Source organism: Nonomuraea fuscirosea (assembly GCF_035917475.1).
GTDB lineage: Bacteria > Actinomycetota > Actinomycetes > Streptosporangiales > Streptosporangiaceae > Nonomuraea > Nonomuraea fuscirosea.
Map to the genome: position 1 here is coordinate 9,899,412 of NZ_CP109074.1, position 25,162 is coordinate 9,924,573.

Below are 25,162 nucleotides of genomic sequence, written 5' to 3' on the forward strand. Positions count from 1 at the left end.
AGATGCCGAGGAATCCGCGTAACCAGATCTTCCCCGCCAACGAGGACCTTCCGGCCGCCGGGGGCGGCGGGCCGCTGGTCAAGCTCTGGCGGGCCCGCGCCGAACTGCTGCTGCTCGCCGGGCTGGCGCTGTTCACGCTGACGCTCCTGGGCGCCGCCCAGGAGGGCCGCTGGATGCCGTTCATCCTGCTGACCAGCGCCATCTCGGTGCCGGCCGCCACCAGGGCGGGCCGCAACTGGATCGCGGCCCACGTCTGGTGCGTCATCTCCCGGCACCGCCTGCGGCGGGTCTGCCTGGAGACCACCATGCACACCAGGGCCGGGCGCATCCCGCTGGTGCTGTGGATCACGCCCACGGCCACCGGCGAGAAGGCGCTGGTGCTGGTCAGGGCGGGCATCAGCGCCGAGGAGTTCGAGGCCTACAGCGAGGAGATCGCCGCGGCCTGCTGGGCGCGCAGCGTCAACGTCTACCGGCACCGAACGCGGGCCCAGTTCCTGATCGTCGAGATCATCCGGCGGGACGAGGTGCCGGGGGCCCTCTCCCCCGGCCTGGAGCGCCTGTACGGCCGCCGATCGTGGATCTCCATGAGACCCGACCTCGAGGAGCCGCCCGATCTGCGTACCGAGGTGGCGCTTCCCCTGATGGGCCGATGAGACCTTCCTGAGAAGACCTGGGGAATCCGGAAATTCCCCGGGGGGCGAAGCCCCGGAGACCGCGGGGGCTCCGGGGCTTCCCCATGGGCGGGGGGCGCGCGAAGATGAGTTCAGCTGGCGAACTCAGGAGTCGTGATGACCTCGACCGTCCACCGGACCTGTCCCCTGTGCGAGGCCGTCTGCGGCCTGACCCTCACCCTCGACGCGGGCGGGCACGTCACCAGCGTCAGGGGCGACAAGGACGATCCGTTCAGCAAGGGGTTCATCTGCCCCAAGGGGGCCAGTCTGGGGCGGCTGGACGAGGATCCCGACCGGTTGCGCAAGCCGCTGATCAGGGAGGGCGAGCTGTGGCGCGAGGTCGGCTGGGAGGAGGCGTTCGAGGCCGTCAGGGCGGGGCTCGAACGGGTCTCCGACCGCCGCTCCGTCGCCGTCTACCTGGGCAACCCGAGCGCCCACACCATGGCGGGCGCCCTGTACGGCGCGCCGCTGATCAAGGCGCTCGGCACCCGTAACGTCTTCTCCGCCAGCACCGCCGACCAGATGCCGAAGCACGTGGCCTGCGGGCTCATGTTCGGTCATCCGATGGCGATCCCGGTGCCCGACCTGGACCGGACCGACTATCTGCTGATGCTGGGCGCCAACCCGCTGGAGTCCAACGGCTCCCTGTGCACCGCGCCCGACTTCCCCGGGCGGCTCAAGGCGCTGCGCGGGCGCGGGGGGCGGCTGGTCGTGGTCGATCCGCGCCGCACCCGTACGGCCGCGCTGGCCGACGAGCACCTGTTCATCCGGCCGGGTACGGACGCCTACCTGCTGTTCGGCATCGTGCACACCCTGTTCGCCGAGGACCTGGCCAGGCCGCTCGCCGAGGTCAACGGGCTGGCCGAGGTGCGCGAGGCGGCCAAGCACTTCCCGCCGGAGAGCGTGGCCCGGCGCACCGGGGTGCCCGCCGAGGTGGTCGTACGGCTGGCCAGGGAGCTGGCGGCGGCGCGTACGGCCGCCGTGTACGCCAGGATCGGCACGTGCACGACCGAGTTCGGCACGCTGGCCCAGTGGCTGGTGGACGTCGTCAACGTGCTGACCGGCAATCTGGACCGTCCCGGTGGCTCGATGTTCCCCAAGTCCGCCACCGAGACCCGCGGGAGGCGCAGGCCGTACACGGTCGGCCGGTGGAGCAGCCGGGTCAGAGGGCTGCCCGAGGCCAACGGCGAGCTGCCGGTGGCGACGCTCGCCGACGAGATCGAGACGCCCGGTGACGGGCAGGTCAAGGTGCTGTTCACGGTCGCGGGCAACCCGGTGCTGTCCGCGCCCAACGGGGACCGGCTGGACGCGGCCTTCGGGCGGCTGGACTTCATGGTGAGCGTGGACCCGTACCTGAACGAGACCACGAAGCACGCGCACGTCATCCTGCCCCCGCCCCGCGTCCTGCAGTCGGGGCACTTCGACTTCGCGCTGCTCGGGTTCGCCGTGCGCAACTACGCGCGATACTCGCCGCCGCTGCTGCCGCTGGACGAGCGGCCGTCGGAGGCGCAGATCCTGGCCAGGCTGGCCATGATCGCCTCGGGGCTCGAAGGGGACCTCGACGCGTTCGTCATCGACGACACGCTGCGCAAGGCCACGCAGACGCCCGGCTCGGGGATCGAGGGACGGGACGTGGCGGAGCTGCGCGAGCTGCTGGACGGCGAGTCGGGCGGCGAGCGGCGGCTCGACCTCATGCTCAGGCTCGGCCCGTACGGCGAGTGGGCCGGCAAGGGGGACCTGTCGCTGCGCAAGCTGCTGGACAATCCGCACGGCCTGGACCTGGGCGCGCTGGAGCCGCGGCTCGGCGAGGTGCTCAGGACGGCCTCGGGGCTGATCGAGCTGGCCCCGCCGCAGCTCATCGAGGACGTGGAGCGGCTGCGCGGCAAACTGGAGGAGGAGCCGCCGGAGATGGTCCTCATCGGCCGGCGCCACCTGCGTTCCAACAACAGCTGGATGCACAACGTGGGCCCGCTGGTCGGCGGCAGCAACACGTGCACGCTGCAGATCAACCCGGCCGACGCGCGGCGGCTGGGGCTGGCCGGCCAGGCGGTCGTGCGCTCGGCGAAGGGCCAGGTCACGGTGCCCGTCGAGCCCACCAACAGCATCATGCCCGGCGTGGTGAGCCTGCCCCACGGCTGGGGGCACGCGGGCAGCACACAGAGCGTCGCGGCCGGGCACGCGGGCGTCAGCGCCAACACGCTGACGGACGAAACCGCCGTTGACGTTCCAAGTGGTAACGCAGTGTTCAACGGAGTTCCGGTCACGATTTCACCAACCGGGGTGATCACCGCACAATAGGGTGTCGCGCGTGACTATCGCACCAGAAGAGGACCGCCTGAACGCCCAGATCGCCTTCGCCGTCGAGATCGACAAGTTGAAGCGGGTCATCCGCCGCAACCATCTGATCGACGGCTCGCGGCGGGAGAACACCGCAGAGCACTCCTGGTACGTGGGCACGCTGGCGATGGTCTTCGGCGAGCATGCCCCACCCGGAACCGACCTGCAACGGGTGGTGGCCATGTTGTTGGTGCACGACCTGGTGGAGATCGACGCCGGTGACACCTTCATCTACGACCCGGTCGCGGTGGCCGCGCAGGCCGAGGTCGAGCGGGCCGCCGCCGACCGCATCTTCGGGCTGCTGCCGGGAGAGCAGGGGGCCTCGATGCGGGAACTGTGGGCCGAGTTCGAGGACAGGACGACTCCGGAGGCGAGATTCGCCAAGGCGCTCGACCGTTTCGCCCCCATCTTGGCCAACCATCTCAACGAGGGCGGCACCTGGCCGCTGTTCAAGGTCACCGCCACGCAGGTGAAGGAGAAGGTCCGGATCATCGAGGAGGGCTCGCCCACGCTGGGCGCGTACGCCTTGGAGCTGGTCGAACTCTCCGTTGCCAGGGGACACCTGCCCGAGTGATCCCCACATGGCCGGGGTAGGGGACTTGTCGTGAAAGAGACAGTACGAGCGAGACGTCGGCAGTTGCGGGGTTTCGCCGGGCCGGTTGCCATCGCCGATCGGCTCGAGAAGTCGAAGGCCATGGACGCGCCGATCAGAGGACTCGCCAAGGCCGTGCGCCGGCGGCTGCGTCAGGGCCGCCTGCGTGACGTGCTGCACGGCGTGCCCCTCGGGGAGCCCGTGCATCCGCCGCTGGCGACGGTCTCCCTGGGCTGCTGGCTCTCCACGGCCGTGCTGGACCTGGCCGACGCCGATCCACGCGCCTCCCGCCTGCTGCTGGCCACCGGTCTGATCAACGCGCTGCCCACGGCGGCGGCGGGGCTCACGGACTGGTCCTCGCTCCACCGCGAGCAGCAGCGGGTGGGTTTCGTCCACATGCTGGCCAACGCGGCCGCGCTCGGCCTGTTCTCCGCGTCCCTGCTGGCGCGCCTGCGCGGGCACGAGCGGCCGGGCCGGATGATGTCGTACGCGGGCCTGGCCGTCGGCGGGCTCGGCGCCTACCTCGGCGGGCACCTGGCCCATCGCCAGGCGGCCGGCGCCAACCACGCGCCGCAGGTGACGCACCTGGTGCCGCTGGGCTGGCACGACCTGTGCCCGCTCAAGGACCTGCCCGACGGGCGGCCCGTGGCCAGGCGGCTCGGCTACATCCAGCTCTTCGTGCTGCGCCAGGGCGAGGGCGTGACCGTGCTGGCCGACCGCTGCCCGCATCTGGCGGGCCCGCTGCACCAGGGCAGGCTCGTGATGGAGGACGGCGAGGCGTGCGTGGTGTGCCCGTGGCACAGCAGCACGTTCCGGCTGTCCGACGGCTCGGTCAGGCACGGGCCCGCGACCGCGCCGGCGCCGGTGTTCGAGACGCGGATCAGGAGGGACGGCACCATCCAGGTGCGGCCGGGGTTGACCTGAAGTTTGGTTGAGGTCCTACGGTCGGGGTCATGAGCAAGATTCTGGTGACCGGCGCGACCGGCAATGTCGGCAGTCATGTGGTGTCCCAGCTCGCCGGGGCTGGATTGGAGGTGCGGGCGTTCGCCAGGCACCCAGAGCGGGTGCGGGCGGCCGTGGAGGTCGTCCAGGGCGACCTGTACGACCCCGCGACGCTGGAGCCCGCGCTGAAGGACGTGGAGAGCGTGTTCCTGCTCTGGCCCGGCTTCACCACCGGCAACGCCGCCGAGGTGGTCGCGGCCGTCGCCCGGCAGGCGCGCCGGGTCGTTTACCTGTCCGCGCAGGCGGGCGACGGAGGCGAGGCCCCGTCGCACTACGCGGAGATCGAGGAGCTGATCCGGCGCTCCGGCCTCGGGTGGACGTTCCTGCGGCCGGGCGGGTTCGCGGCCAACACGCTGGGCTGGGCCGGGCAGATCAGGCATGGCGTGGTGCGATGGCCGTACGGGGAGGCGTCCAGGGCGCTGATCCACGAGCGGGACATCGCGTCCGTGGCCGTGCACGTGCTCACCTCGGCCGGGCACAACGGGGCCGCGTACGCGCTCACCGGCCCCGAGGAGCTGACCCAGGCCGAGCAGGCGCGGGTCATCGGCGAGGTGACCGGGCGCGAGGTGCGCTGGGAGGAGCAGCCGGTCGAGGAGGCGCGCGAGCGGCTCATGGCGGCGTGGGGGGAGCCGGCGTTCGTGGAGAGCGCGCTGACGACCTGGGAGAGCTTCGTGACGCGGCCGGAGCGGGCCACGGACACGGTGCGGCGGCTGCTCGGCCGTCCCGCGCTCACCTTCCGCCGGTGGGCGGAGGACCACGCGGCCGACTTCGCCTGACCCGGGACCTTGTCGCGGCCGGCCGACGCCCCCGTCGGACCTGTCGGTGTCCGGCAGGCGCCCTCGCCGGACCTGTCGGTGTCCGGCAGGCGCCCTCGCCGGACCTGTCGGCGTCCGACCGGCGACCGGCCTGCGGCTTCCTCGCCGGCCCGCTTCAGTCGCCCGCGTCCGAGGAGTCGGCGGGGTGTTCGACGAGGGCGAGGATGCGGCTGGACATGAACCTGGCCGTACGCACCGGTGTGCCGGTGCGGGTCACCTCGCTCACCTCCACGAGCCCCCGCCGGTTGGCCACCTCGACCCGCCGCCCGGCGCGGGTGGCCGTGATCTCGTACGTGCGGGGTGACGAGCCTCCCGCGTCGATGACGATCTCCACCCGGTCACCTTTCATGACCAAGTTATACCCATCCCGACTTATCCGTACACCAGTACGATAATCGCTGCAAGTCCCACGAAGACGATGATCGCCCGCAGCACCCGCGCCGGGATCCGCCGCCCCACCCTGGCCCCCAGGAACCCGCCGGCGATCGCGCCCAGCGCCACCCCGGCCACGGCTGCCCAGTCCACCTCCGCCACCACCACGAACAGCAGTGCGGCCACCCCGTTGACGATCAGCGCGAGCACGTTCTTGGCCGCGTTCACCCGCTGCAGGCCGTCGTCGAGGAAGATGCCGAGCAGCCCGATCAGCAGCACACCCTGCGCGGCCCCGAAGTAGCCGCCGTAGATCCCCGAGGCCAGCACGCCCACCCACAGCGCCGCGCCGCCGTGCGCGCGGGGCTCCTCGCGCCGCGCGGCCACCCACGCGTTCAGCCTGGGCTGTGTCATGACGAGCACGCAGGCCACCGCGATCAGCACCACCACCACGAACTCGAACACGTCGGGATCGAGGAACAGCAGCAGGATCCCGCCGATCAGCGCCCCGAGCGCGGAGGCCGCGCCCAGGCGCAGGAGACGGTCACGCTGGCCACTGAGCTCGGCGCGGTAGCCGTACGCGGCGGTGTAGGAGCCGGGGACCAGGCCGATCGTGTTGGAGACGTTGGCGGTGACCGGATCGACGCCGAGCGCCACCAGCGTCGGGAACGTGATCAGTGAGCCCGACCCCACCACCGCGTTGATGGCGCCGGCCACCAGACCGGCGGCGCAGATCGCGGCCAGTTCCCACCCAGTCACGCACAACCCCCGCTCGGACCGCAGCCGCGCCGAAAGGCCCGGTCAAGGCCGCGGCGGCAGTCCGTTCGGCAGGGTTCTCACCGGGTGTCCTGGTCTTTCGGGGGAGTGAAGAGGCCGCCAAGGTTCTCCAGGACCTTGCCCATCTCGGATGGGACGATCCAGATTTTATTGGCGTCGCCCTTGGCGATCTCCGGCAGGGTCTGCAGATACTGGTAGGCCAGCAGATGCTGGTCCGGATTGCCCTCGTGAATGGCCTTGAAGACCATGCCGATCGCGTCCGCCTGACCCTTGGCCCGCATCGCCTGGGCCTCCGCCTCCGCCTGCGCGCGCAGCACCGCCGCCTCCGCCTCGCCGCGCGCCCGCAGCACCGACGCCTGCTTCTCGCCCTCGGCCGCCAGGATCGCCGCCTGGCGCTGTCCCTCGGCGGTCAGCACTGCGGCGCGTTTGTCGCGGTCGGCGCGCATCTGCTTCTCCATCGAGTCCTGGATGGAGGCGGGCGGGTCGATGGCCTTGAGCTCGACCCGGTTGACCCGGATGCCCCACTTGCCGGTCGCCTCGTCCAGCACGCCGCGCAGAGCCGTGTTGATGTCCTCCCTGGAGGTCAGCGTGCGCTCCAGGTCCATGCCGCCGACCACGTTGCGCAGCGTGGTGACCGTGAGCTGCTCGACGCCGGTCAGGAAGTTCGCGATCTCGTACGTGGCCGCCTTCGGATTGGTGACCTGGAAGTAGATGACGGTGTCGATGGACACCACCAGGTTGTCGGAGGTGATCACCGGCTGCGGCGGGAACGACACCACCTGTTCCCTGAGGTCGATCAGGTCCTTGATCCGGTCGATGAACGGCACCACCAGGTTGAGCCCCGGGGTCAGCGTGCGGTGATAGCGCCCGAGACGCTCGATGATGGCGGCCGTGGCCTGCGGGATGATGCGAATCGTGCGGGCCACTCCGAAGCCCACCGCCGCGACCACGACGATGGCGACGACGAGCTGTTCGACGGACATGGCGACGCTCCGGAGCCGAGAAAACAGACTCCGTAGATCCTATGGCGTTTCAGGTTTCGGCGTCTTTTATCGTCATAAATGGTGATCTAGTGAGCTCGCGCGTACCAGCGGCCCTCGGCGCTGCGCTCCAGCGAGAGCGGCACCCCGAACGTATCGGAGAGCGTGTCGGAGGTCATGACGGTGTCGAGCGGCCCCTGGGCCACCACCGAGCCGTGCCGCAGCAGCAGACCGTGGGTGAACCCGGCCGGCACCTCCTCCACGTGATGCGTCACCAGCACCAGCGTCGGCGAGCGGTAGTCGCCGGCCAGCACCGACAGGCGGCGCACCAGGTCTTCCCTGCCGCCCAGGTCGAGCCCGGCGGCCGGCTCGTCGAGCAGGAGCATCTCGGGGTCGGGCATGAGCGCCCGCGCGATCTGCACCCGCTTGCGCTCACCCTCGGACAGGGTGCCGAAGCGCCGCCTGATCAGGTGGGCCGCGCCCAGCATGTCGATCAGCTCGACGGCCCTGGTGACGTCGTTGGAGTCGTATTCCTCGGTCCAGCGGCCCATGATCCCGTACGAAGCCGTCAGCACGAGGTCGATGACCTTCTCCTCCGGCGGGATGCGCTCGGCCAGCGCGGCGCTCGCCAGCCCGATCCTGGGCCGCAGATCGAACACGTCAGCCTGCCCCAGCCGCTCGCCCAGCACCTCGACCACGCCCTCACTCGGATAGAGCAACGTGGCCGCGACCTGCAGCAACGTGGTCTTGCCCGCACCGTTGGGACCGATGACGACCCACCGCTCGTCCGCGTTGACCGTCCAGTCGATGCCGCGCAGCAGGGCCGCTCCGTCGCGCCTGACGGCGACGTCCTGGAGCCGCAGCACCTGACCACCCATCCCCGATACCTCCTTAGGAGTCACCCTCGGGACAAACCTATTGCAGGGCGAGCGCTTATCGTGGATCGGTGCGCCCTGAATCGACTGTCTGCCCATCCCTGGTCGCCTGGGGCAACGCGTGGTTGTCCGGTCACGTCGGCCTCGACGAGGCGGCTGACCACGTAGAAGCCGCCGGCGGACCCGTCGTCGCCAGCGACGTCCCCTTGCGTAAATACCTCGCAAACCTGCGCGGCGGCGGCCTGCGCGAGGTGCGGCTGGCCCTGCCCGCTCCCGGTGACCCGCTCGGGTTGTCGGGACCGGCGGCGTTCAACTCCGCCGCCGTCGACGCCGGCCAGGCCGCCATCGCCGTGCTCGGCGACCGCAACCTCGGGCTCGTGCCGGTGCCCGACCTGCGCGGGTCGTCGTACGTCGGCGTGCGCCTGGAGATCCACGACGCCGGGCCCGTACGCCATGACCTGCCCACGCTGTCGGAGGCCGAGCGGGAGCTGTCCGACGCGATCCGGGCCGCCACCGAGGCCCTGACCTCGGTCGACGGGCCCGCCCAGGACCGGCCTGAACGGACGCCGCGCGGCGGTGAGCTCGCGCCCGGCTATCCCGGCCGGGCTCATCGGGTCTCCGCCCTGGCCACCCGGCTGGCCGCCGTGCTGCGCCTGGCCGACGAGCGCGGCCTCACCTCGGGGCAGGTCGCCGCGCGGGCGACCGCGCTGCGCGAGCTCGACCGGGCGGTACGCCGCGCGCTGGTGGCGGCCCACCACGCGATCTTCGAACCGGTCAGAAACCATTGACGCGCTCCCCAGCCTGAAGGCTGGGGGTTCAGCCTGTACCGCGCGTGCGGCACTTCTGATGGCTTCCTGTATCTCTGGGTCCTGCCCTTCGATAGGCGGCGGGTCTCACGGTCCCTCCGCAGGCGTTCAGCCTCTCCGCCCGTCCGGCGGCGAGGATGTTGATCGCCGCGTCGTCATCCCCGGTCGCTCGCTCAGGCGAGGCCGTGGCGGACGGCGTAGAGGGCGGCCTGGGTGCGGTCCTGGACGCCCAGCTTCATCAGCACGTTGGAGACGTGGGTCTTGACCGTCTTCTCCGCCACGGCCAGGCTGCGCGCGATCTCCCTGTTGGACCGCCCGGCCGCGATGAGCGCCAGCACCTCGCGCTCGCGCTCGGTCAGCGGCACCGGCGCGGGGGCCACGCCGCCGCCTCTGGACGACAACATCGCCTCGGCCGCCTCGGGGGCGAGCAGCACCTGCCCGCCGTGCACGGCCCGCACGGCCTGGACGAGCGCGGGCGGGTCGACGTCCTTGTAGAGGAACCCGGCCGCCCCGGCACGCATCGCCGGCCCCACGTCGGACGGGTCGCTCACCGAGGTCAGCACCACGATCCTGGTCGTGGCGCCGCTCAGCCGCTCCAGCGCGCCGAGCCCGTCGAGCACCGGCATCCTCAGGTCGAGCAGCAGCACGTCGGGCGCCAGCTCCGCCACCAGCTCGACGGCCTGGGCCCCGTCGCCGGCCTCGCCGACCACGGTGATGTCGTCCTGGAGGTCGAGGAACGTCCGCAGCCCCTGCCGCACCACCGGATGGTCGTCGGCGATCAGCACCCGGATCATCCGCCCACCTCCACCCGGACGGTGGTGCCCGTGCCCGGGGCCGACTCGACCGTCATGACGCCCCCCGTGGACTCCGCCCTGTCGCGCATCGACGCGAGCCCGAGCCCGCGCGACTCCCCCTGCTCGAACCCCTTGCCGTCGTCGCACACGACCAGCGTCAGCCTGCCGTCCGCGTAGGACAGGCCGACGGAGACCCGCTCGGCGCCGGAGTGGCGCAGCGCGTTGTGCAGCGCCTCCTGGGCCACCCGCAGCACCGCCACCTCCACCTCGGGGTCGAGCGGCGGCAGCTCGGCGCACTCGAACGTGACCACGGCCGGATGGAGCCGGTCGAGCATGCGCACGTGCTTGCGCAGCGTCTCAGGCAGCCCGTGCCGGTCGAGCTCGGCCGGGCGCAGCTCGACGATCACCGCCCGCAGCTCCGACAGCGCCTCGCCGGCCAGCCGCTGGACGCGGTCGAGCTCGGCGGCGGCCTTGTCGGGCGCCTTGCCGATCAGGTCACCGGCGGCCTGCGCGGAGAGCCTGAGCGAGAACAGCTTCTGGGTGACCGCGTCGTGCAGCTCTCTGGCGACCCTGTTGCGCTCCTCCATCATGGCCAGCTCGCGCCCGCGCTCGTAGAGCGTGGCGTTGATCAGCGCGATCGAGGCGTGCGCGGCGAACAGCGTGAGCAGCTCCTCGTCGGCCTTCGTGAACCCGCCGCCCGAGCGCTTGTTGGCCAGGAAGATGATGCCGAGCACCCGATCGCGGTCGCGGATCGGCATGCCGAGGAAGTCGCGCATCACCGGATGAGCCTTCGGCCACCACTCGAACCTCGGATCGCTGCGCAGGTCGGGCAGCCTCACGGGCGCGCCCTCGCGGAGCATCGCGCCGAGCATGCCGTGCTGCCTGGGCAGCGGGCCGATCGCCTCCCACTGCTTGTCGGTCAGGCCCTCGGCGACGAACTCGGCGAACGACCCGTCGTCGTCGGGCACGCCGAGCGCGGCATAGCGGGCGTCGAGCAGGCGCTGCGCCGAGCGGACGATGACCTGCAGCACCTCGCGGACCGACAGGTGACGGGTGACCGCGAGCACCGCGGAGCTCACCGCCTGAAGGATCTCGTCCCGGTCTGAGGTCACGGCCCCACTCTATGGTCCGGCACCGACAGGACCACGGGTCCCTGGACCTAGGACGATGTGCCGAGGACGTCGCGGGCCCACAGCCCGATGTGCCGCGTTCCTCGCGTTCCTACCGTCGGTTCCATGCCGAACACGACGAACACCGCACTCATCACCGGAGCCTCCCGCGGGCTCGGCCTCGCGCTGGCGCGGTCCCTGGCGGCCGCGGGCTGGAACCTCGTCCTCACCGCGCGCGGAGCCGCCGAGCTGGAGCGGGTCGCCGCCGAGCTGGGCGCCACCGCGCTGCCCGGCGACGTCACCGACCCGGAGCACGTGCGGCGGCTGGCCAGGGCGGCGCCCGAGCTGAACCTGCTGGTCAACAACGCCAGCGACCTGGGCGTGACGCCGCTGCCGCCGCTCGCCGGATATCCGCTTGAGGCGTTCAGGGTGCTGCTGGAGACGAACGTCACCGCGCCGCTCGCCCTCATCCAGGCCACGCTGCCCGCGCTCCGCGCGGCCGGCGGCTCGGTCGTGAACGTCACCTCGGACGCCGCCACGGGCGCCTACGAGGGCTGGGGCGGCTACGGCGCCACCAAGGCCGCGCTGGAGCAGCTGTCCAACGTGCTGGCGGCCGAGGAGCCTGACGTGCGCGTCTGGTGGGTCGACCCGGGCGAGATGAACACCCGCATGCTGGCCGACGCCGTGGGCCGGGAGGAGGCGGCCGGCGCGGCCGACCCGGCCAAGGTGGCCGCCGCGCTGTCCGGCCTGGTGGGCTCCCGCCCGGCGAGCGGCAGGGTGAGCCTGCAATGACCGCCTCGCTGGACTTCCTGCTGCCGCCCGGCCTGTCGGCCACCGAACCGCCCGAGGCCAGGGGCATGGCCAGGGACGCGGTGCGGCTGATGGTCTCGCGCGGCGACGCCGAGCCGGGCCACCACCACTTCAGCGACCTGCCGCGGCTGCTGGAGCCGGGCGACCTGATCGTGGTGAACAACTCGGCGACCCTGCCCGCGGCCGTCCGGCTGGACCGCCTGGCCGTGCACTTCTCCACCGCGAGGAACGACGGGACGTGGCTGGTGGAGCTGCGCCGGCGCACCTCGAAGGCGTCGGAGCCGTACGCGGGGGGCGAGCCGGGCGAGTGGCTGCCGCTGCCGGGGCGGGCCACGCTGCGGCTGATCGAGCGGGAGACGCCGCGGCTGTGGCGGGCGGAGCTCGACCGGGACGTGCAGGCGTACCTGCGGGTGCACGGCACGCCGATCCGCTACTCGTACGTGGAGCGGGACTGGCCGATCGAGGCGTACCAGACCGTGTTCGCGACCGTACCGGGGAGCGCGGAGATGCCGAGCGCGGCCAGGCCGTTCACCGCCGAGCTGGTGACGGCGCTGGTGGCGCGCGGGGTCGGCATCGCGCCGATCACGCTGCACACCGGGGTGGCCTCGCCGGAGAAGGACGAGCCGCCCTACGCGGAGCGGTACGAGGTGCCCGCGTCCACCGCCGCCCTGGTCAACCTGACCAGGGCGAACGGCGGGCGGGTGGTGGCGGCGGGGACGACCGTCGTGCGGGCGCTGGAGACGGCCGCGGGGGCCGATGGCCTGGTCTCGGCCGCCGCGGGCTGGACCAGGCACGTGGTGACGCCGGAAGGCGGCGTACGGGCTGTCACGGGGTTGATCACGGGGTTGCACGAGCCGCGCTCCAGTCATCTGCTCATGCTGACCGCCATCGCGGGGCGGCCGGCGCTGGCCCGCGCGTACGAGGCGGCGTTGCGCGAGGGATATCTGTGGCACGAGTTCGGCGACACGCACCTGATACTGAAGTAACTGGCTTTACATAGATTTTGCATTCGTGATAGGAAAAGCCGACATTCACGGGGGCTTAGTCTGTCGCGTCCCCGCATTCCTCTCACAACGGAGACGTTGAATGCGTAACTCGGTAACCAAGGTCGCCTCGCTCGGTTTACTCGCGGGCGTCCTGCTCCTCCCGGCGGTTCCGGCCGCCGCGAACACGACCGCGGCCGGCACCGCCGCGGTCTCGGCGTCCGTCCAGGACGATCCGTTCAACGTCTTCAAGGTGTCGGTCAAGGCGCCGAAGAAGGCGAAGGCCGGGGGTAAAGTCACGTATCAGGTCAAGGCGCTCAACACGGGGCCGTACATCGCGGACGCCTGGTTCCTCGGCGGTCAGTTCCCCAAGGGCGTCGATCTGAAGCGGGTCACCTACCGCAGCAGTGTCAAGAAGACCCAGTGCTTCTCCGAGGGCCGGGCGTTCCTGTGTTTCGCGCCGAAGGCGCTGAAGAAGGGCGAGTCCGTCTCGTTCTCCTTCTACACGAAGCTCACGAAGAAGGCGAAGGGCACCCAGACCGCGGCGCTCGGCGTCATCTCCTATGACGTCCAGACCGGCATGGAGAACCTGAGCAAGGAAGAGCTGGACCGCCTCGGCATCCCGGCTCACGGCTACTTGAAGACGGTCAAGACCAAGATCGTCCGCTAGTTCCCGCACCCTGCGCCCGCGCCCGAATGCCCAACCTGCTTCACGAGCATCGGACCGGGCGCAGTACCGTGGCTGGATGTGGACCAGCGCACCCTCCTGATCACACTGACCGGCCCTGACCGCCCGGGCGTCACTTCACGGCTTTTCTCGGTTCTGTCGAGATTTCCGGTGGCCGTGGCGGACATCGAGCAGGTCGTCATCCGAGGCAGACTCACGTTGGGCGTGCTCGTGGCGTACACGGGCGGCCCCTCGACCGGCACCGGCACCACCCTCGGCGCGATGTGGACCGCCGTCGAGCGGGTGGCGGAAGACCTCGGCATGGAGGTGGAGCTCTCCACCGGATCGACGGCCAAGGAGGCGCGCCGCCGCGGCCGGCTGTCGGTCAGCGTGCTCGGCGCCACCCTCCAGCCGGCCGCCATCGCGGGCATCGCCGGCCGCATCGCCGCCGCCGGCGCCAACATCGACCGCATCGAGCGCCTCGCCCAGTGGCCCGTCACCTGCATCGAGCTGTCGGTCTCCGGCGCCGACCCCGACGCGCTGCGCGTGGAGCTGGCCGCCGAGGCCGCCGCGCAGGAGGTCGACGTCGCCGTGCAGCGCACCGGCCTGTCCCGCCGGGCCAAGCGCCTCATCGTCATGGACGTCGACTCGACCCTCATCCAGGGCGAGGTCATCGAGCTGCTCGCGGCGCACGCCGGCTGCCTGGAGGAGGTCGCCCGGGTCACCGAGGAGGCCATGCGCGGCGAGCTCGACTTCGCCGAGTCCCTGCGCCGCCGGGTGGCACTGCTCGAAGGGCTGCCGGCCGAGGTGTTCGAGCACGTGCGCAAGGAGGTCGTGCTCACCCCCGGCGCGCGTACGCTCGTCCGCACGCTCAAGCGGCTCGACTACCGCTTCGCCATCGTCAGCGGCGGCTTCACCCAGATCACCGACGGGCTGGTCGACGAGCTCGGCATCGACTACTCGGCGGCGAACGTGCTGGAGGTCGTCGACGGCCGGCTGACCGGGCGCGTCGTCGGCGAGATCGTGGACCGGCCGGGCAAGGCGCGGGCGCTGGAGCGGTTCGCGCGCGAGGCGCGGCTGCCGATCTCGCAGACGGTGGCCATCGGCGACGGCGCCAACGACCTGGACATGATCGCGCGGGCCGGGCTGGGCATCGCGTTCAACGCCAAGCCCGTCGTCCGTCAGGCGGCCGACACCGCCGTCAACACGCCCTACCTCGACTCGATCCTCTACCTGCTGGGCATCTCACGGGACGAGGTCGAGGCGGCCGACGCCGAGGACGGCGCGCTGACCGGCTCCTAGCGCTCCTCGGCGTCTCAGCGCTCCTCGGGGTCCTCAGGTCAGTGGTCCTTGAGGTCTCGGTGCTCCTTGGGGTCCCAGTGGGAGATCAGGCGGCCCTCGCCCGGGTGCAGCTCCTCCCACGGCGAGTCCACCCCGATCACCGCGTACGCCCCCGGCCGGAACGCGTAGTCGCCCGCCGCCAGCGCCAGGGCCAGCTCGTGCACGCCCGGGTTGTGCCCGCACAGCACCACCGTGCCCAGGCCGGGGTCGGCGCGGCGGACCAGCTCAAGCAGCTCCTCCGGGTACGCCTCGTAGATGTCGCGCTCGTAGCTGATCTCCGCGCCGGGGAAGGCCAGCTCGGCGGTGCGCCTGGTCCTGAGCGCCGGCGAGCAGAGCACCACGTCGGGGTCGAGGCCGGCCGCCCTGAGCTCGTCGCCCACCCGCCTGGCGTCCCGCTCGCCGCGGTCGGTCAGCGGGCGCTCGCGGTCGGCCAGGCCGGGCACCTGGGCGGCCTTGGCGTGACGCAGCACGATCAGAGTACGCACGAGGTCATCCCGTCTTCGAGGCCCACACGGCCAGCCCTACGATCACGGCCAGGACGGCGAACATCGCCAGCAGGATGAGACCCAGGGTCTTTCCGCCGCTGGGCGGCTTGTCATCGTTCACGCGCCCAGTTTCCCACCGAAGGGGCCTGGGGCCGCGCCCGGCTCGGGCAAGTGGCCCCGGATCCGGCTCGGGCGAGCGGCCCCCTACCTGGGCCCGCCCCTACGCGAGGCACCCCGTACACGCGCGAGGCGCCCGCCCCCATCGGGGAGCGGGCGCCTCGGCGTTGGTTCGTGCCGGTTACCCGACGGTCAGGACGCCACGGGCTCGTGCTCGCGGTCGTTGTTGTTGTCGCTGGCCGGCGCGCTGCTCACGGAGCGCCGCTTGGAGATGATGATGGCCGCGACCACCACGCCCACCGCCACCACGGTGACGCCGATGCGCACGGCCGGGTTGCCCGCGTACAGCACCACGGCCGGCGCCACCAGCAGCGCCACCAGGTTCATCACCTTGATCAGCGGGTTGATGGCGGGGCCCGCCGTGTCCTTGAACGGGTCGCCGACCGTGTCACCGATGATCGTGGCCTCGTGCGCGGGGGAGCCCTTGCCGCCGTGGTGCCCGTCCTCGACCAGCTTCTTGGCGTTGTCCCAGGCGCCACCCGAGTTGGCCAGGAAGACGGCCATCAGGGTGCCGCAGGCGATGGCTCCGGCCAGGAACGCGCCCAGCGGCGCGTAGCCCAGCGCGAACCCGACCGCGATCGGCGTCATGACCGCCAGCAGGCCGGGCGTGGCCAGCTCGCGCAGCGAGTCGCGGGTGCAGATGTCCACGACGCGGCCGTACTCGGGCAGCTCGGTGCCGTCCATGATGCCGGGATGGTTGCGGAACTGGTCGCGCACCTCGAAGACGACGCGCATCGCGGCCCGTCCGACGGCCATGATCGCCAGGCCGGCGAACAGGAACACGACCGCGGCGCCGATGATGAGCCCGACGAGCACGTTGGGGTTGTCGATGCCCAGGTTGAAGTTCTGGAAGGTGCCCAGCGCGTTCTTGATCGCCGCGTCGGCCTGGGCCAGCTCCAGCTCGACGGCGGTGCGGAAGGCGCCGAACAGCGCCGTGGCCGCCAGCACCGCCGTGGCGATGGCGATGCCCTTGGTGATCGCCTTGGTGGTGTTGCCCACCGCGTCGAGGCTGGTCAGGACGCGGGCGCCCTCACCCTCGACGTCGCCCGACATTTCCGCGATGCCCTGGGCGTTGTCGGAGACGGGACCGAAGGTGTCCATCGAGACGATGACGCCGACCGTGGTGAGCAGGCCGGTGCCGGCCAGAGCCACCGCGAACAGCGCGATCGTCACGTTCCCGAAGCCGAGCAGGAACGCGCCGTAGACCGCGCCGGCGATGATCAGGGCCGAGTAGACGGCCGACTCCAGGCCGACGCTGATGCCGGCCAGGATGACAGTCGCCGGGCCGGTGGCCGAGCTCTCGCCGATCTCGCGTACGGGGCGGCGATTGGTCTCTGTGAAGTAGCCGGTGAGCAGCTGGATGGCGCTGGCCAGCACCAGGCCGATGAGCACCGCGCCGATGGCGATGAGCCTCGGGTCGGCGTCGGACTGCACGCCGGCGTTGGTCAGGCCGGAGAAGCTGCTCGGCAGGTACCAGAACGCGGCCGCGGCGACCAGGACGGCCGAGATGGCGGCCGAGATGAAGAAGCTGCGGTTGATCGCGGCCATGCCGTTGCGGTCGCGGTCGCGCATCCCGGTGACGAAGATGCCGATGATCGCGGTGATGACGCCGATCATCGGGACGATCAGGGGGAAGACCAGCCCCTGCTCGCCGAAGGCGACCTTGCCCAGGATGAGGCTGGCGACCAGCATGACCGCGTACGACTCGAACAGGTCGGCCGCCATGCCGGCGCAGTCGCCGACGTTGTCGCCCACGTTGTCGGCGATCGTCGCCGCGTTGCGCGGGTCGTCCTCGGGGATGCCCTGCTCGACCTTGCCGACCAGGTCGGCGCCGACGTCGGCGGCCTTGGTGAAGATGCCGCCGCCGACTCGCATGAACATCGCCAGCAGCGCCGCGCCGAAGCCGAATCCTTCGAGCACGCCCGGCGCGTCACCCTGGTAGACGAACACGACCACGGCCGCGCCCAGCAGGCCGAGGCCCACCGTGAACATGCCGGCCACGCCGCCGGTGCGGAAGGCGATGCGCATGGCGCGCTTCTCGCCCGAGTCGTTGGCCGCGGCGGCCACGCGCACGTTTCCGCGCACGGCCAGCCACATGCCCATGAATCCGGTCAGCGCGGAGAAGACCGCACCGACCACGAAGAAGATGGAACGTCCGATGCGGACGTCGGTTTCTCCAGGTAGCAACAGCAACAGGAAGGGAATCACGACCACGAAGATCGCCAGCGTGCGGAACTGGCGCGTGAGATAGGCGGCCGCGCCTTCCTGTACGGCACGCGCGATGTTTTGCATGCGTTCGGTGCCCTGGCCGGCGGACAGCACTTCGCGCACCAGTCCGCCGGCGACGGCTAGGGCGATCAGTGCGACCGCGGCGACCACGATCACGATGGTGAGATTGTTTGCGCTCAGGGCCAGATTGGACGCTGGCTCCGCTGCCAGCATGTGCCTGCTCATCGTTCTCCTCGGCAAGACCGGTCGTCCTGCCCGGGCGGTGCTGCAGTTTTCCTCGGCGGGTGTTGCGGCACCATCCGGGTTGTGGGTGCCGCTTCCGGTTGAATCCGCGTTCCGCCGGATCACCTTGGCCGGTGCCGGGAGTCTACGCAGGCACTCCGCGGATATGAAGGCTCTCGCGCCCGCTAATTGTGGCAGTGTCTAGTAATCCCCTGACAGTGACCCGATTTGTGATCTGACAAGGAGAATTTCCACCGCTTTACGGTCGCAGCAGACCGGGAAAACGGTCAGGCCGAAACCCGGTTTTGCAGGGAGGATGACGGAGCGCCCGCCCCTGTCAACCAGGGGTACCGAAGAACGCGGGGACGCGGGGCGTCCGGCATCCGCCGCTTCTCCCCCACGCCGATAGGGTGGCGCCCAAAACGGAGATCAACTTGTCACGATTAGCCCTGACCACCTGGCTGGGAGCACTGTGCGCCGCGCTCTTCCCCACCTGGCGGCTCTGGCGCGATTTCTTCGCCGAGCCGGAGACCTTCTCCTGCGGCGGCATGTTCTTCCGCGGCACGAGTGTCTGGCGCGAGCAGTTCGACCTGGTCGCCCTGCCCCTGCGCTCGGACGTGAACAGCGTGCTCTACTACGCCTTCGCCGTGGGGGCTCCGGCGATCGTCGTGCTCGTGTGCTTCGGGCGGTGGCATTCGGCGGTCGCGGGAAGGCGGGCGGCGGCGGTCCTGGGCCTGGCGGCCCTCCTCGGCCCCGTCTTCTTCCCCTACTTCGACCTGCGGGAGTGCCGGCAGGTCCCGGTGCTCAGCGGGCAGTGGTTCGGGGAGGTGATCGGCGGGTGGTCGGCCACCAGCACCTCTCTGCTGCTGGCCGCCGGGCTCGTGCTGGTCGCCACGCAGCGGCTCGGCCCGGCGGAGGAGCCCCTCGCGCGAACGGCCGTCTTCCCCTGGCCGCGGATCGCGCGGTGGACGCTGCTGCTCGCGATCGACTACCTCGCCGTCCTGACGATCTTCAGGCTCGTCTTCACGCTGTCGGAGCAGCATCCGGACGACCTGGAGTACGGCATGGTCTTCTGGTTCTCCTTCGACCACCTGATCGCCGAGCCCGCACGGGCGCTGCTCCTGGCGGTGATCGTGGTCTACGCCGTGGCCAGGTGCCTGCTCCTGCGGCGCCGGTCAGGCCGTGGCGCCGCCGTCGATCACATGGTCCGCGCCCACGACGAAGCTCGAATCCGCTGACGACAGCCACAGGGCCGCGGCGGCGATCTCCTCAGGGGTGCTGACGCGGCCGATCGGCAGCGCGGACCTCATCCGCTCGTCGCGGTCCGCGCGGGTCTCCCCCGGCCGCGTCGACATGGGCGAGTCGACCGGGCCCGGGCTGATGGCGTTGATCCGGACGCCGTCGGCGATGTGGTCGCGGGCGGCGGTGCGGGTCAGGTGACTCACCGCGGCCTTCGAGGCGGCGTACGCGCTCGCCCCCGCCAGGCGCCAATGCGCCCCCAGGTTGGAGGACACGTTGACGATCACCCCGCCGCCGTGCGCCCTCATGTGGGCGATCTCGTGCTTCATCGACAGGAAGACGCCCTTGAGGTTGACGGCGAGCACGTCGTCCCAGGTGTCCTCGTCGTAGTCGGCCAGCGGCGCCATCTGCCCGAAGATCCCGGCCGTGTTGAGCGCCACGTCGAGGCCGCCGTAGCGGGAGACCGCGGCCTCGACCATGGCGGCGACCTCGGCGGAGCGGGTGACGTCCACGGTGAACGCGCTCGCCCGGCCGCCCTCCGCCTCCGCCAGCTTCACGATCTCGGCCAGCCTGGCGGCGTCGCGGCCGGCCACGAGGGCGGCGGCGCCCTCCCGCGCGTACGCCAGCGCGGCGGCCCGGCCCACCACTCCGCTCGCCCCGGTGACGAGCGCGACCTTGCCTGCGAACCGTTCAGTCATTATTTCATACCTATCGTTCTCAAATGTGGATGGCCGTCATGGCCTGATCGACCGCGTCACGCAGCCGGCGCGGGTCGGGATCGGCCCGGCCGAGCACCCTGACGCCCTGCAGCAGGACGAGCAGGAATCGGGCCAGCGCGTACGGGTCCTTGTCCGCGGCCAGCTCCCCCTGGGCACGCGCCCTGACCAGCGCGCCGGACAGCGCCGTCTCCAACTCCGTCCAGCTCCGCGCAACCCGGCGGAACATCTCCGCGTCGCGCCCGCCGAACTCCACGGCGGTGTTGACCACCATGCAGCCCCGCCGGTCCTGGTCGGCCAGGCATTCCGCCACGTAGCCGTCGAGGAACGCGCGGATCGCCGGCAGCGCGGGACCCGGCTGGGACAGCGGCCCCACCACGTCGCGCTGCCGGTCGTAGCGCTCCAGCGCCTTGAGGTAGAGCTCGCGCTTGCCGCCGAAGGTGGCGTAGATGCTGGCCCGCGCGATGCCGAGGCGTTCGACGAGGTCGGCCATCGAGGTCGCCTCGTAGCCGCGCTCCCAGAACAGCTCCAGCGCCTGCTGCAGCGCGACCTCGGGATCGAACTCCTTGCTTCTGCCCACACGGGCAAGCTAGCAGCATCGAGAACGTTCGGTCAAAAAAAGAGGACCGGGCTGCCCCGTGCAGGCTCGGCCGGCTCGGTGCGCGTCCGGCCGGCCCTTCGATGGCCGGCCGGGCGCGCATCCGCGTTATCGGGGCGTCAGGACCCAGCGCCAGGCGCCGTCGCCGTTGGTGTCCTGGTTGCGGGCGAGTTGCGTCATCCTGGAGCCGTCCACGCTGACCAGCACCAGACCCGCGTTGAACTCGTTCTCGCACGCGCCCGCGCAGCCCAGCGCGATGACGTTGTCGTCGTCCGCCCAGGCGTGCAGCTGCAACACCCGCTGTGAACCCACCACCGCGCCGGTCCCGGCGTCGGTGATCTTCGTCGGCAGTCCCGGCGAGCCCAGGACCAGCCTGCCGTCCGGCGAGGTGGCCGGCTGGTTCGAGTGGTCGACGTACCGCTGCCCCTCGGGCCAGGGCCGCTCCTCTCCGTCGAGGGTGAAGAAGACGCGGTCGGGCCGGGTGGAGGTGGGCCCGTAGATCATCGTGCCGTCCAGGCTCCAGCCGAGATCCTGGCGGGCGTTGACGTTGAAGGGCCTGCCCTCCGGGTCCCCCGGCCTGCTGTCGGCCATGGGCGGCAGCTCGTGGTAGTCGGCCGTGCCCTCCCGCACGTCCACGATGTAGTAGCCGGTGCGCGGACTCTCGCCGTCCATCGGCGGCATCGCCTCCTCTCCTTTGCCCACGAGCACGTCGGGATAGCGGGAGTAGGCGGTGGCCAGGATTTTGGTGCCGTCCGGCGACCAGACCACGGAGCCCACGGGGTGCTCCAGGTCGATCCAGGTGAGCATCCGGCGGGTGTTCAGGTCGAGCACGCCCAGCCGCCTGCTGAGCAGGTCGCCTTCGAGCACGGCCGCGAGCTGGAGCCCGGGGGCGACGTCCACCCAGGCGTACGGGGTCTGCTCGTAACCGCCGGTGCGCGGGTCGTACAGGGACCAGGTGCGCCGGATGCGCGCGTTCTTCTCGTCGATCGCCTCGCGGCCGTAGACGTAGTACGCCGACACGGCCATCCGCCCCGCGGCGATCAGCTTCTTCGGCGGGCTGTCGGTCGTGTCGGTCCGCACGTCCGTCGGCGCGGGCGACGGACGGGCCGGCAGCGTGACGCCGTCGGCCGGGCGGATGACCGGCTCGGGGTCGCGCTGCCCGGTGACGAACACGGCCACGGCCGCGATCATGACCGCGACCAGGGCCGCCGCGCCGACCGGCCGCCAGGCGCGCCTCCGTAGCGCCCGGTCGGCCAGGTCGTGCGGCACCCTGGCCTCGTCGGCCCAGTCGTCGAGCGTGTCGCGCAGCAGTCGGGTCACGTGGCCACCTCCAGGTCCTGGGCCAGCTCGGGGGCGATCTCGCGCAGCCGGGCCAGCGACCGGTGCGCGGTGCTCCTGACCGTGCCGACGGAGCAGCCCATCACCTGGGCGACCTCCTGTTCCGGCAGGTCCTCGAAATAACGCAGCACGAGCACCGCGCGCTGGCGGGCGGTGAGCCTGGCCAGCGCGGAGCGCAGCACCAGGCGCAGCTCGCTCTGATGGTGCGGGTCGCGCGCCGCCGTCTCGGGCGGGCTCGCCCGCACCACCTCGCCGCGCCGCGCGCTCGTACGCCACCAGCTGACCTGCTGCCGGTACATGATCTGCCTGACGTACGCCTCCGGCGTCTCCACGCGCCGCCATCTGGTCACCAGCTTGGCCAGCGCGGTCTGCACCAGATCCTCGGCCGCGTGCTGGTCACCACCGGTGAGCAGGAAGCCGAGCCGGATGAGGGCGGGAGATCGGGCGGCGACGAACTCGCGGAAACGCTGCTCGTCCGCGGCGTCCACGGTCACCTCCAAGGGATTGACATCACCCTCTCAGACGCCGCCGGGACCGCCCGCTATGCGTCCACGGCCACAACGGGCTCCGCCGCTTCCGCACGAGCGAGCCGTACCCCACCTGACGGGCGAGCCGCCTCCGCCTTGCGAGCGGCCGCTAGCCGGCGCGGGACAGCAGGTCCTCGGCCTGTTCCAGGACCAGGTCCGGGTGCACGTCGCAGACCCAGGAGTCGTCGTGCGGGCAGCGTTCGGCCAGGGGCTGCACGCCGGGGGCGCCGCAGCGGGGGCAGGCCGTGGTCCATGAGATCAGCGGCCGGTGCATCGTCCTGCTGAGCGGGCCCGCGTTGATCAGGTTGCCGCACCAGTAGACGGCGACCGTGGGGATGCCGACGGCCGCGGCCAGATGGCGCGGTCCGGTGTCGTTGGCGATCAGCAGGTCGCACCGTTCGTACAGGGCGGCCAGCGCGCCGATCCCGAGCGTGCCGACGACGGGGATCGCCGGGCGGCGCATCGCGGTGACCACCCCCATCACCAGGTCCTTCTCCTCCGGCGTGCCGGTGACGGCGACGGGACGGCCGAGCGCGTCGGCCACCTCGGCGAAGCGCTCGACCGGCCAGCGCCGCCGTGGGTCCCTGGCGCCCGGGTGCACGGCGACGAGCCCGCGCGGCGGCGAGCCGAGCGCGCGGGCCAGCTCGGCGCGGTCGTCGCGGGTGATCGCCACCCGCGCCTCCAGCTCCCCGCCCACCGCTCCCACCAGCGCGGCGACCTGGAGGAAACGCAGGGTGTCGTGGTGGTAGTCCGTGTACGGCAGCCAGCGGTCCAGGCTCTCCGCCCCCGGCGCCCGCATCCCCGCGGTCACCCGGGCGCCCAGCCGCCGGACGAACGGGTTGGAGAAGCGCCCGCCCCCGTGGATCTGGACCACCAGGTCGTACGCGTGCTCCCGCAGCCGTTCGCACAGGCCGTCCGGTACCGGGTGCCCGCTCTCCAGCGTGGACACGCCGGAGATGGGCGGCAGCGCCACCACGTCGTCCACCGGTCCAGGACGTCCGGTGAGGAAGGCGGCGTGCCACGCGGTGCCCAGCAGCGTCAGCCGCGCGCCGGGATAGGCCCGTTTGAGCGCGTCCAGGGCCGGTATCGCCATGATGTAGTCACCGAGCGCGTTGGCCCGCAGCACCGCCAGCCTCCGCACGTCGCCGACCAGCGCCGCCGGGCGGCCCGGCGTGGTGAGCACTTCGAGCTGCTGCATGACGAGCGGGCTACCCCGGCACTTCGTCCCCATAACTTGAGCAATGTCTGGTTTGAGCAGAGCTCTCCCAGGTACTCGCTCCTCATGGGCACAGACGAGGTCATCGAAGCCGTGGTCGTCGGCGACGTCATGCTCGACTCGTGGCTGCACGGCTCGGCCAAGCGGCTGGCCCAGGAGGCGCCGGTGCCGGTGATGCGCCTGGAGGCGACCGAGGACGCCCCCGGCGGCGCCGCCAACACCGCGGCCAACCTGGTCGCGCTCGGCGCCCGCGTCCGGCTCGTCGGGATCGTCGGCGACGACGCCTGCGGGGCGGAGCTGGAACGGGTGCTGCGCCTGGCCGGCGTCGGGATCGACCTGCTCACCGTGCCGGGACGGCGGACGGCGCACAAGCGGCGGCTGGTCACCAGCGGCCAGCTGACCGCACGCTACGACGAGGAGGACCACGGCGTCCTGCCGGGATGGGCCGAGCGGGAGCTGCTGGCCCGGCTGGCCGGGGCCGTGGCGGGTGCGGACGTGGTCGTGGCCTGCGATTACGGCGGCGGGGTGTTCACGCCCGCCGTGCGCCGGGCGCTGGCGGGCGCGCCGCTGCTCGTGGTGGACGCGCACGCGGTCGCGCCGTGGCGTGAGTGCGCGCCCGCCGCCGTGCTGCCCAACTACGAGGAGGTCGTACGCCTCCTCGGCGGCACGGCCGGGCCGATCGACCGGCTTTCGTACCTGACGGCCCACTCGGAGCGGGTGCTGGAGCTGACCGGTGCCGCGATCGTGGTGACCACGCTGGACGGGGAGGGGACGCTGCTGCACCGGAGCGGCAGCCCGCCGTACCGGACCCACGCCAGGCCCGCGCCCCAGCACATGGCGACCGGCGCGGGCGACACCTACACCGCCGCGTTCGCGCTCTGGCTGGCCGGCGGCGCAGCGCCGGAGGAGGCGGCGGAGGCGGGCCAGGCCGCGGCCGGCGTCGTCGTCCGCCGTCCCGGCACCGCCGTCTGCACCCGGCACGAGCTGCTGCGCGCCCTGCGCCGCCACGAGGGCACGGTGCACCCGGCCGAGCGGCTGGCCCTGCTGCTGGACGAGCACCGGCGCAGGGGCGAGCGGGTGGTGTTCACCAACGGCTGCTTCGACGTGCTGCACCGGGGCCACGTGACGTACCTGGAGCAGGCGGGCCGGCTCGGCGACGTGCTGGTGGTGGCGGTCAACAGCGACGCCAGCGTGACCCGGCTGAAGGGGCCCGGCCGCCCGGTGAACCCGTGCGAGGACCGGATGTCCGTGCTGGCCGCCCTGTACGACGTCGACTACGTGACCGAGTTCGACGAGGACACCCCGGAACGGCTGCTGCGGATGATCCGGCCCGAGCTGTACGTCAAAGGTGGCGACTACACCGTCGAGATGCTCGCGGAAGCGCCGCTGGTCCGCTCGCTGGGCGGCGAGGTGCACGTGCTCGGCCACCTGCCCGACCGCTCGACCACCGCCATCATCGGCCGCATGCGCTCACTGCCCTGACCATC

At 71.7% G+C, this 25,162-nt stretch carries 25 protein-coding genes; 12 read left to right on the forward strand and 13 right to left on the reverse strand.

The features are described from left to right. The first annotated feature begins 2 nt into the window (after positions 1–2). The 5 genes from OIE67_RS45420 to OIE67_RS45440 all read left to right on the forward strand — a co-directional run bounded on the left by OIE67_RS45420 (position 3) and on the right by OIE67_RS45440 (position 5,378). Positions 3–653, forward strand: coding sequence for a hypothetical protein (locus OIE67_RS45420; protein WP_326632253.1), 651 nt, complete (start codon positions 3–5; stop codon positions 651–653). Between the two features lie 135 nt (positions 654–788). Continuing rightward, a complete protein-coding gene (locus OIE67_RS45425; protein WP_326632255.1) occupies positions 789–2,969 on the forward strand; it encodes a molybdopterin-dependent oxidoreductase in 2,181 nt (726 codons plus the stop codon). A gap of 1 nt (position 2,970) precedes the next feature. Then, entirely contained in the window at positions 2,971–3,582 is a 612-nt protein-coding gene (locus tag OIE67_RS45430; protein ID WP_326632257.1) for an HD domain-containing protein, read from the forward strand. A gap of 120 nt (positions 3,583–3,702) precedes the next feature. Next, positions 3,703–4,524: a Rieske 2Fe-2S domain-containing protein gene (locus OIE67_RS45435; RefSeq protein ID WP_326632259.1), complete on the forward strand. Its 822-nt coding sequence runs from the start codon at positions 3,703–3,705 to the stop codon at positions 4,522–4,524. A 29-nt stretch (positions 4,525–4,553) separates the two neighbouring features. Further along, the gene (locus tag OIE67_RS45440; RefSeq protein ID WP_326632262.1) at positions 4,554–5,378 is read left to right on the forward strand and encodes an NAD(P)H-binding protein; all 825 of its coding nucleotides are present in this window, start codon (positions 4,554–4,556) and stop codon (positions 5,376–5,378) included. A gap of 154 nt (positions 5,379–5,532) precedes the next feature. Here OIE67_RS45440 and OIE67_RS45445 read toward each other — a convergent pair whose 3' ends face one another. The 4 genes from OIE67_RS45445 to OIE67_RS45460 all read right to left on the reverse strand — a co-directional run bounded on the left by OIE67_RS45445 (position 5,533) and on the right by OIE67_RS45460 (position 8,421). Further along, positions 5,533–5,766 carry a hypothetical protein gene (locus OIE67_RS45445; protein ID WP_106246079.1) on the reverse strand — a complete coding sequence of 78 codons (234 nt, stop codon included), beginning with the start codon at positions 5,764–5,766 and terminating at the stop codon, positions 5,533–5,535. Between the two features lie 23 nt (positions 5,767–5,789). After that, entirely contained in the window at positions 5,790–6,545 is a 756-nt protein-coding gene (locus OIE67_RS45450; protein ID WP_326632264.1) for a sulfite exporter TauE/SafE family protein, read from the reverse strand. A gap of 77 nt (positions 6,546–6,622) precedes the next feature. Continuing rightward, positions 6,623–7,546: an SPFH domain-containing protein gene (locus OIE67_RS45455; RefSeq protein ID WP_106246076.1), complete on the reverse strand. Its 924-nt coding sequence runs from the start codon at positions 7,544–7,546 to the stop codon at positions 6,623–6,625. A gap of 86 nt (positions 7,547–7,632) precedes the next feature. Further along, on the reverse strand, positions 7,633–8,421 hold the full coding sequence (locus OIE67_RS45460) for an ABC transporter ATP-binding protein (protein WP_326632267.1): 789 nt from the start codon (positions 8,419–8,421) through the stop codon (positions 7,633–7,635). A 68-nt stretch (positions 8,422–8,489) separates the two neighbouring features. On the opposite strand from OIE67_RS45460, the gene OIE67_RS45465 reads away from it, so the two are divergent. Continuing rightward, entirely contained in the window at positions 8,490–9,206 is a 717-nt protein-coding gene (locus tag OIE67_RS45465) for a hypothetical protein (RefSeq protein ID WP_326632269.1), read from the forward strand. Between the two features lie 191 nt (positions 9,207–9,397). On the opposite strand, the gene OIE67_RS45470 is transcribed toward OIE67_RS45465, so the two are convergent. Next, on the reverse strand, positions 9,398–10,018 hold the full coding sequence (locus OIE67_RS45470; protein WP_326632271.1) for a response regulator transcription factor: 621 nt from the start codon (positions 10,016–10,018) through the stop codon (positions 9,398–9,400). After that, positions 10,015–11,130 (reverse strand): GAF domain-containing sensor histidine kinase, encoded by a 1,116-nt coding sequence (locus OIE67_RS45475; RefSeq protein ID WP_326632273.1) that lies wholly within the window; start codon positions 11,128–11,130, stop codon positions 10,015–10,017. The genes OIE67_RS45470 and OIE67_RS45475 overlap by 4 nt, the downstream gene beginning before the upstream one ends. Before the next feature lie 123 nt (positions 11,131–11,253). Here OIE67_RS45475 and OIE67_RS45480 point away from each other — a divergent pair, with 123 nt between their 5' ends. The 4 genes from OIE67_RS45480 to serB all read left to right on the forward strand — a co-directional run bounded on the left by OIE67_RS45480 (position 11,254) and on the right by serB (position 14,889). After that, complete coding sequence (locus OIE67_RS45480) at positions 11,254–11,919, forward strand: SDR family oxidoreductase (RefSeq protein ID WP_326632275.1); 666 nt, start codon at positions 11,254–11,256, stop codon at positions 11,917–11,919. Then, positions 11,916–12,923 (forward strand): S-adenosylmethionine:tRNA ribosyltransferase-isomerase, encoded by a 1,008-nt coding sequence (locus OIE67_RS45485; RefSeq protein ID WP_326632277.1) that lies wholly within the window; start codon positions 11,916–11,918, stop codon positions 12,921–12,923. The genes OIE67_RS45480 and OIE67_RS45485 overlap by 4 nt, the downstream gene beginning before the upstream one ends. Positions 12,924–13,023: 100 nt before the next feature. Further along, positions 13,024–13,590, forward strand: coding sequence for a hypothetical protein (locus OIE67_RS45490; RefSeq protein ID WP_326632279.1), 567 nt, complete (start codon positions 13,024–13,026; stop codon positions 13,588–13,590). A gap of 78 nt (positions 13,591–13,668) precedes the next feature. Next, on the forward strand, positions 13,669–14,889 hold the full coding sequence (serB, locus tag OIE67_RS45495; RefSeq protein ID WP_181307985.1) for a phosphoserine phosphatase SerB: 1,221 nt from the start codon (positions 13,669–13,671) through the stop codon (positions 14,887–14,889). A 38-nt stretch (positions 14,890–14,927) separates the two neighbouring features. On the opposite strand, the gene OIE67_RS45500 is transcribed toward serB, so the two are convergent. Continuing rightward, positions 14,928–15,413, reverse strand: a complete 486-nt coding sequence (locus OIE67_RS45500) for a SixA phosphatase family protein (protein WP_326632282.1) — start codon at positions 15,411–15,413, stop codon at positions 14,928–14,930. A gap of 309 nt (positions 15,414–15,722) precedes the next feature. Continuing rightward, positions 15,723–18,044 carry a sodium-translocating pyrophosphatase gene (locus OIE67_RS45505; RefSeq protein WP_326632284.1) on the reverse strand — a complete coding sequence of 774 codons (2,322 nt, stop codon included), beginning with the start codon at positions 18,042–18,044 and terminating at the stop codon, positions 15,723–15,725. Positions 18,045–18,475: 431 nt separating this feature from the next. On the opposite strand from OIE67_RS45505, the gene OIE67_RS45510 reads away from it, so the two are divergent. Then, on the forward strand, positions 18,476–19,279 hold the full coding sequence (locus tag OIE67_RS45510; RefSeq protein ID WP_326632286.1) for a hypothetical protein: 804 nt from the start codon (positions 18,476–18,478) through the stop codon (positions 19,277–19,279). Here the strand turns inward: OIE67_RS45510 and OIE67_RS45515 are convergent. The 5 genes from OIE67_RS45515 to OIE67_RS45535 form a co-directional block, all read right to left on the reverse strand. After that, positions 19,217–19,978 (reverse strand): SDR family NAD(P)-dependent oxidoreductase, encoded by a 762-nt coding sequence (locus OIE67_RS45515; protein ID WP_326632288.1) that lies wholly within the window; start codon positions 19,976–19,978, stop codon positions 19,217–19,219. The genes OIE67_RS45510 and OIE67_RS45515 overlap by 63 nt on opposite strands. Before the next feature lie 19 nt (positions 19,979–19,997). Beyond that, positions 19,998–20,576 carry a TetR/AcrR family transcriptional regulator gene (locus OIE67_RS45520; RefSeq protein WP_326632290.1) on the reverse strand — a complete coding sequence of 193 codons (579 nt, stop codon included), beginning with the start codon at positions 20,574–20,576 and terminating at the stop codon, positions 19,998–20,000. 126 nt (positions 20,577–20,702) lie between these two features. After that, positions 20,703–21,914, reverse strand: coding sequence for a hypothetical protein (locus OIE67_RS45525; RefSeq protein ID WP_326632292.1), 1,212 nt, complete (start codon positions 21,912–21,914; stop codon positions 20,703–20,705). Next, positions 21,911–22,420, reverse strand: a complete 510-nt coding sequence (locus OIE67_RS45530) for a SigE family RNA polymerase sigma factor (RefSeq protein WP_106246425.1) — start codon at positions 22,418–22,420, stop codon at positions 21,911–21,913. The genes OIE67_RS45525 and OIE67_RS45530 overlap by 4 nt, the downstream gene beginning before the upstream one ends. A gap of 148 nt (positions 22,421–22,568) precedes the next feature. After that, on the reverse strand, positions 22,569–23,657 hold the full coding sequence (locus OIE67_RS45535) for a glycosyltransferase family 9 protein (protein ID WP_326632295.1): 1,089 nt from the start codon (positions 23,655–23,657) through the stop codon (positions 22,569–22,571). An 84-nt stretch (positions 23,658–23,741) separates the two neighbouring features. On the opposite strand from OIE67_RS45535, the gene rfaE2 reads away from it, so the two are divergent. Next, positions 23,742–25,157 (forward strand): D-glycero-beta-D-manno-heptose 1-phosphate adenylyltransferase, encoded by a 1,416-nt coding sequence (gene rfaE2, locus OIE67_RS45540; protein ID WP_326632297.1) that lies wholly within the window; start codon positions 23,742–23,744, stop codon positions 25,155–25,157. Positions 25,158–25,162 lie beyond the last annotated feature (5 nt).

What these genes read in the sequence shown, in the direction of transcription:
- OIE67_RS45425 (WP_326632255.1), top strand. Translation starts at nt 789, where the DNA reads ATGACCTCGACCGTCCACCGGACCTGTCCCCTGTGCGAGGCCGTCTGC.
- OIE67_RS45460 (WP_326632267.1), bottom strand. Translation starts at nt 8,421, where the DNA reads ATGGGTGGTCAGGTGCTGCGGCTCCAGGACGTCGCCGTCAGGCGCGAC.
- rfaE2 (WP_326632297.1), top strand. Translation starts at nt 23,742, where the DNA reads ATGGGCACAGACGAGGTCATCGAAGCCGTGGTCGTCGGCGACGTCATG.
- OIE67_RS45435 (WP_326632259.1), top strand. Translation starts at nt 3,703, where the DNA reads ATGGACGCGCCGATCAGAGGACTCGCCAAGGCCGTGCGCCGGCGGCTG.
- OIE67_RS45480 (WP_326632275.1), top strand. Translation starts at nt 11,254, where the DNA reads ATGCCGAACACGACGAACACCGCACTCATCACCGGAGCCTCCCGCGGG.
- OIE67_RS45455 (WP_106246076.1), bottom strand. Translation starts at nt 7,546, where the DNA reads ATGTCCGTCGAACAGCTCGTCGTCGCCATCGTCGTGGTCGCGGCGGTG.
- OIE67_RS45505 (WP_326632284.1), bottom strand. Translation starts at nt 18,044, where the DNA reads ATGAGCAGGCACATGCTGGCAGCGGAGCCAGCGTCCAATCTGGCCCTG.
- OIE67_RS45440 (WP_326632262.1), top strand. Translation starts at nt 4,554, where the DNA reads ATGAGCAAGATTCTGGTGACCGGCGCGACCGGCAATGTCGGCAGTCAT.
- OIE67_RS45535 (WP_326632295.1), bottom strand. Translation starts at nt 23,657, where the DNA reads ATGCAGCAGCTCGAAGTGCTCACCACGCCGGGCCGCCCGGCGGCGCTG.
- OIE67_RS45470 (WP_326632271.1), bottom strand. Translation starts at nt 10,018, where the DNA reads ATGATCCGGGTGCTGATCGCCGACGACCATCCGGTGGTGCGGCAGGGG.
- OIE67_RS45445 (WP_106246079.1), bottom strand. Translation starts at nt 5,766, where the DNA reads ATGAAAGGTGACCGGGTGGAGATCGTCATCGACGCGGGAGGCTCGTCA.
- OIE67_RS45485 (WP_326632277.1), top strand. Translation starts at nt 11,916, where the DNA reads ATGACCGCCTCGCTGGACTTCCTGCTGCCGCCCGGCCTGTCGGCCACC.
- OIE67_RS45490 (WP_326632279.1), top strand. Translation starts at nt 13,024, where the DNA reads ATGCGTAACTCGGTAACCAAGGTCGCCTCGCTCGGTTTACTCGCGGGC.
- OIE67_RS45515 (WP_326632288.1), bottom strand. Translation starts at nt 19,978, where the DNA reads ATGACTGAACGGTTCGCAGGCAAGGTCGCGCTCGTCACCGGGGCGAGC.
- OIE67_RS45420 (WP_326632253.1), top strand. Translation starts at nt 3, where the DNA reads ATGCCGAGGAATCCGCGTAACCAGATCTTCCCCGCCAACGAGGACCTT.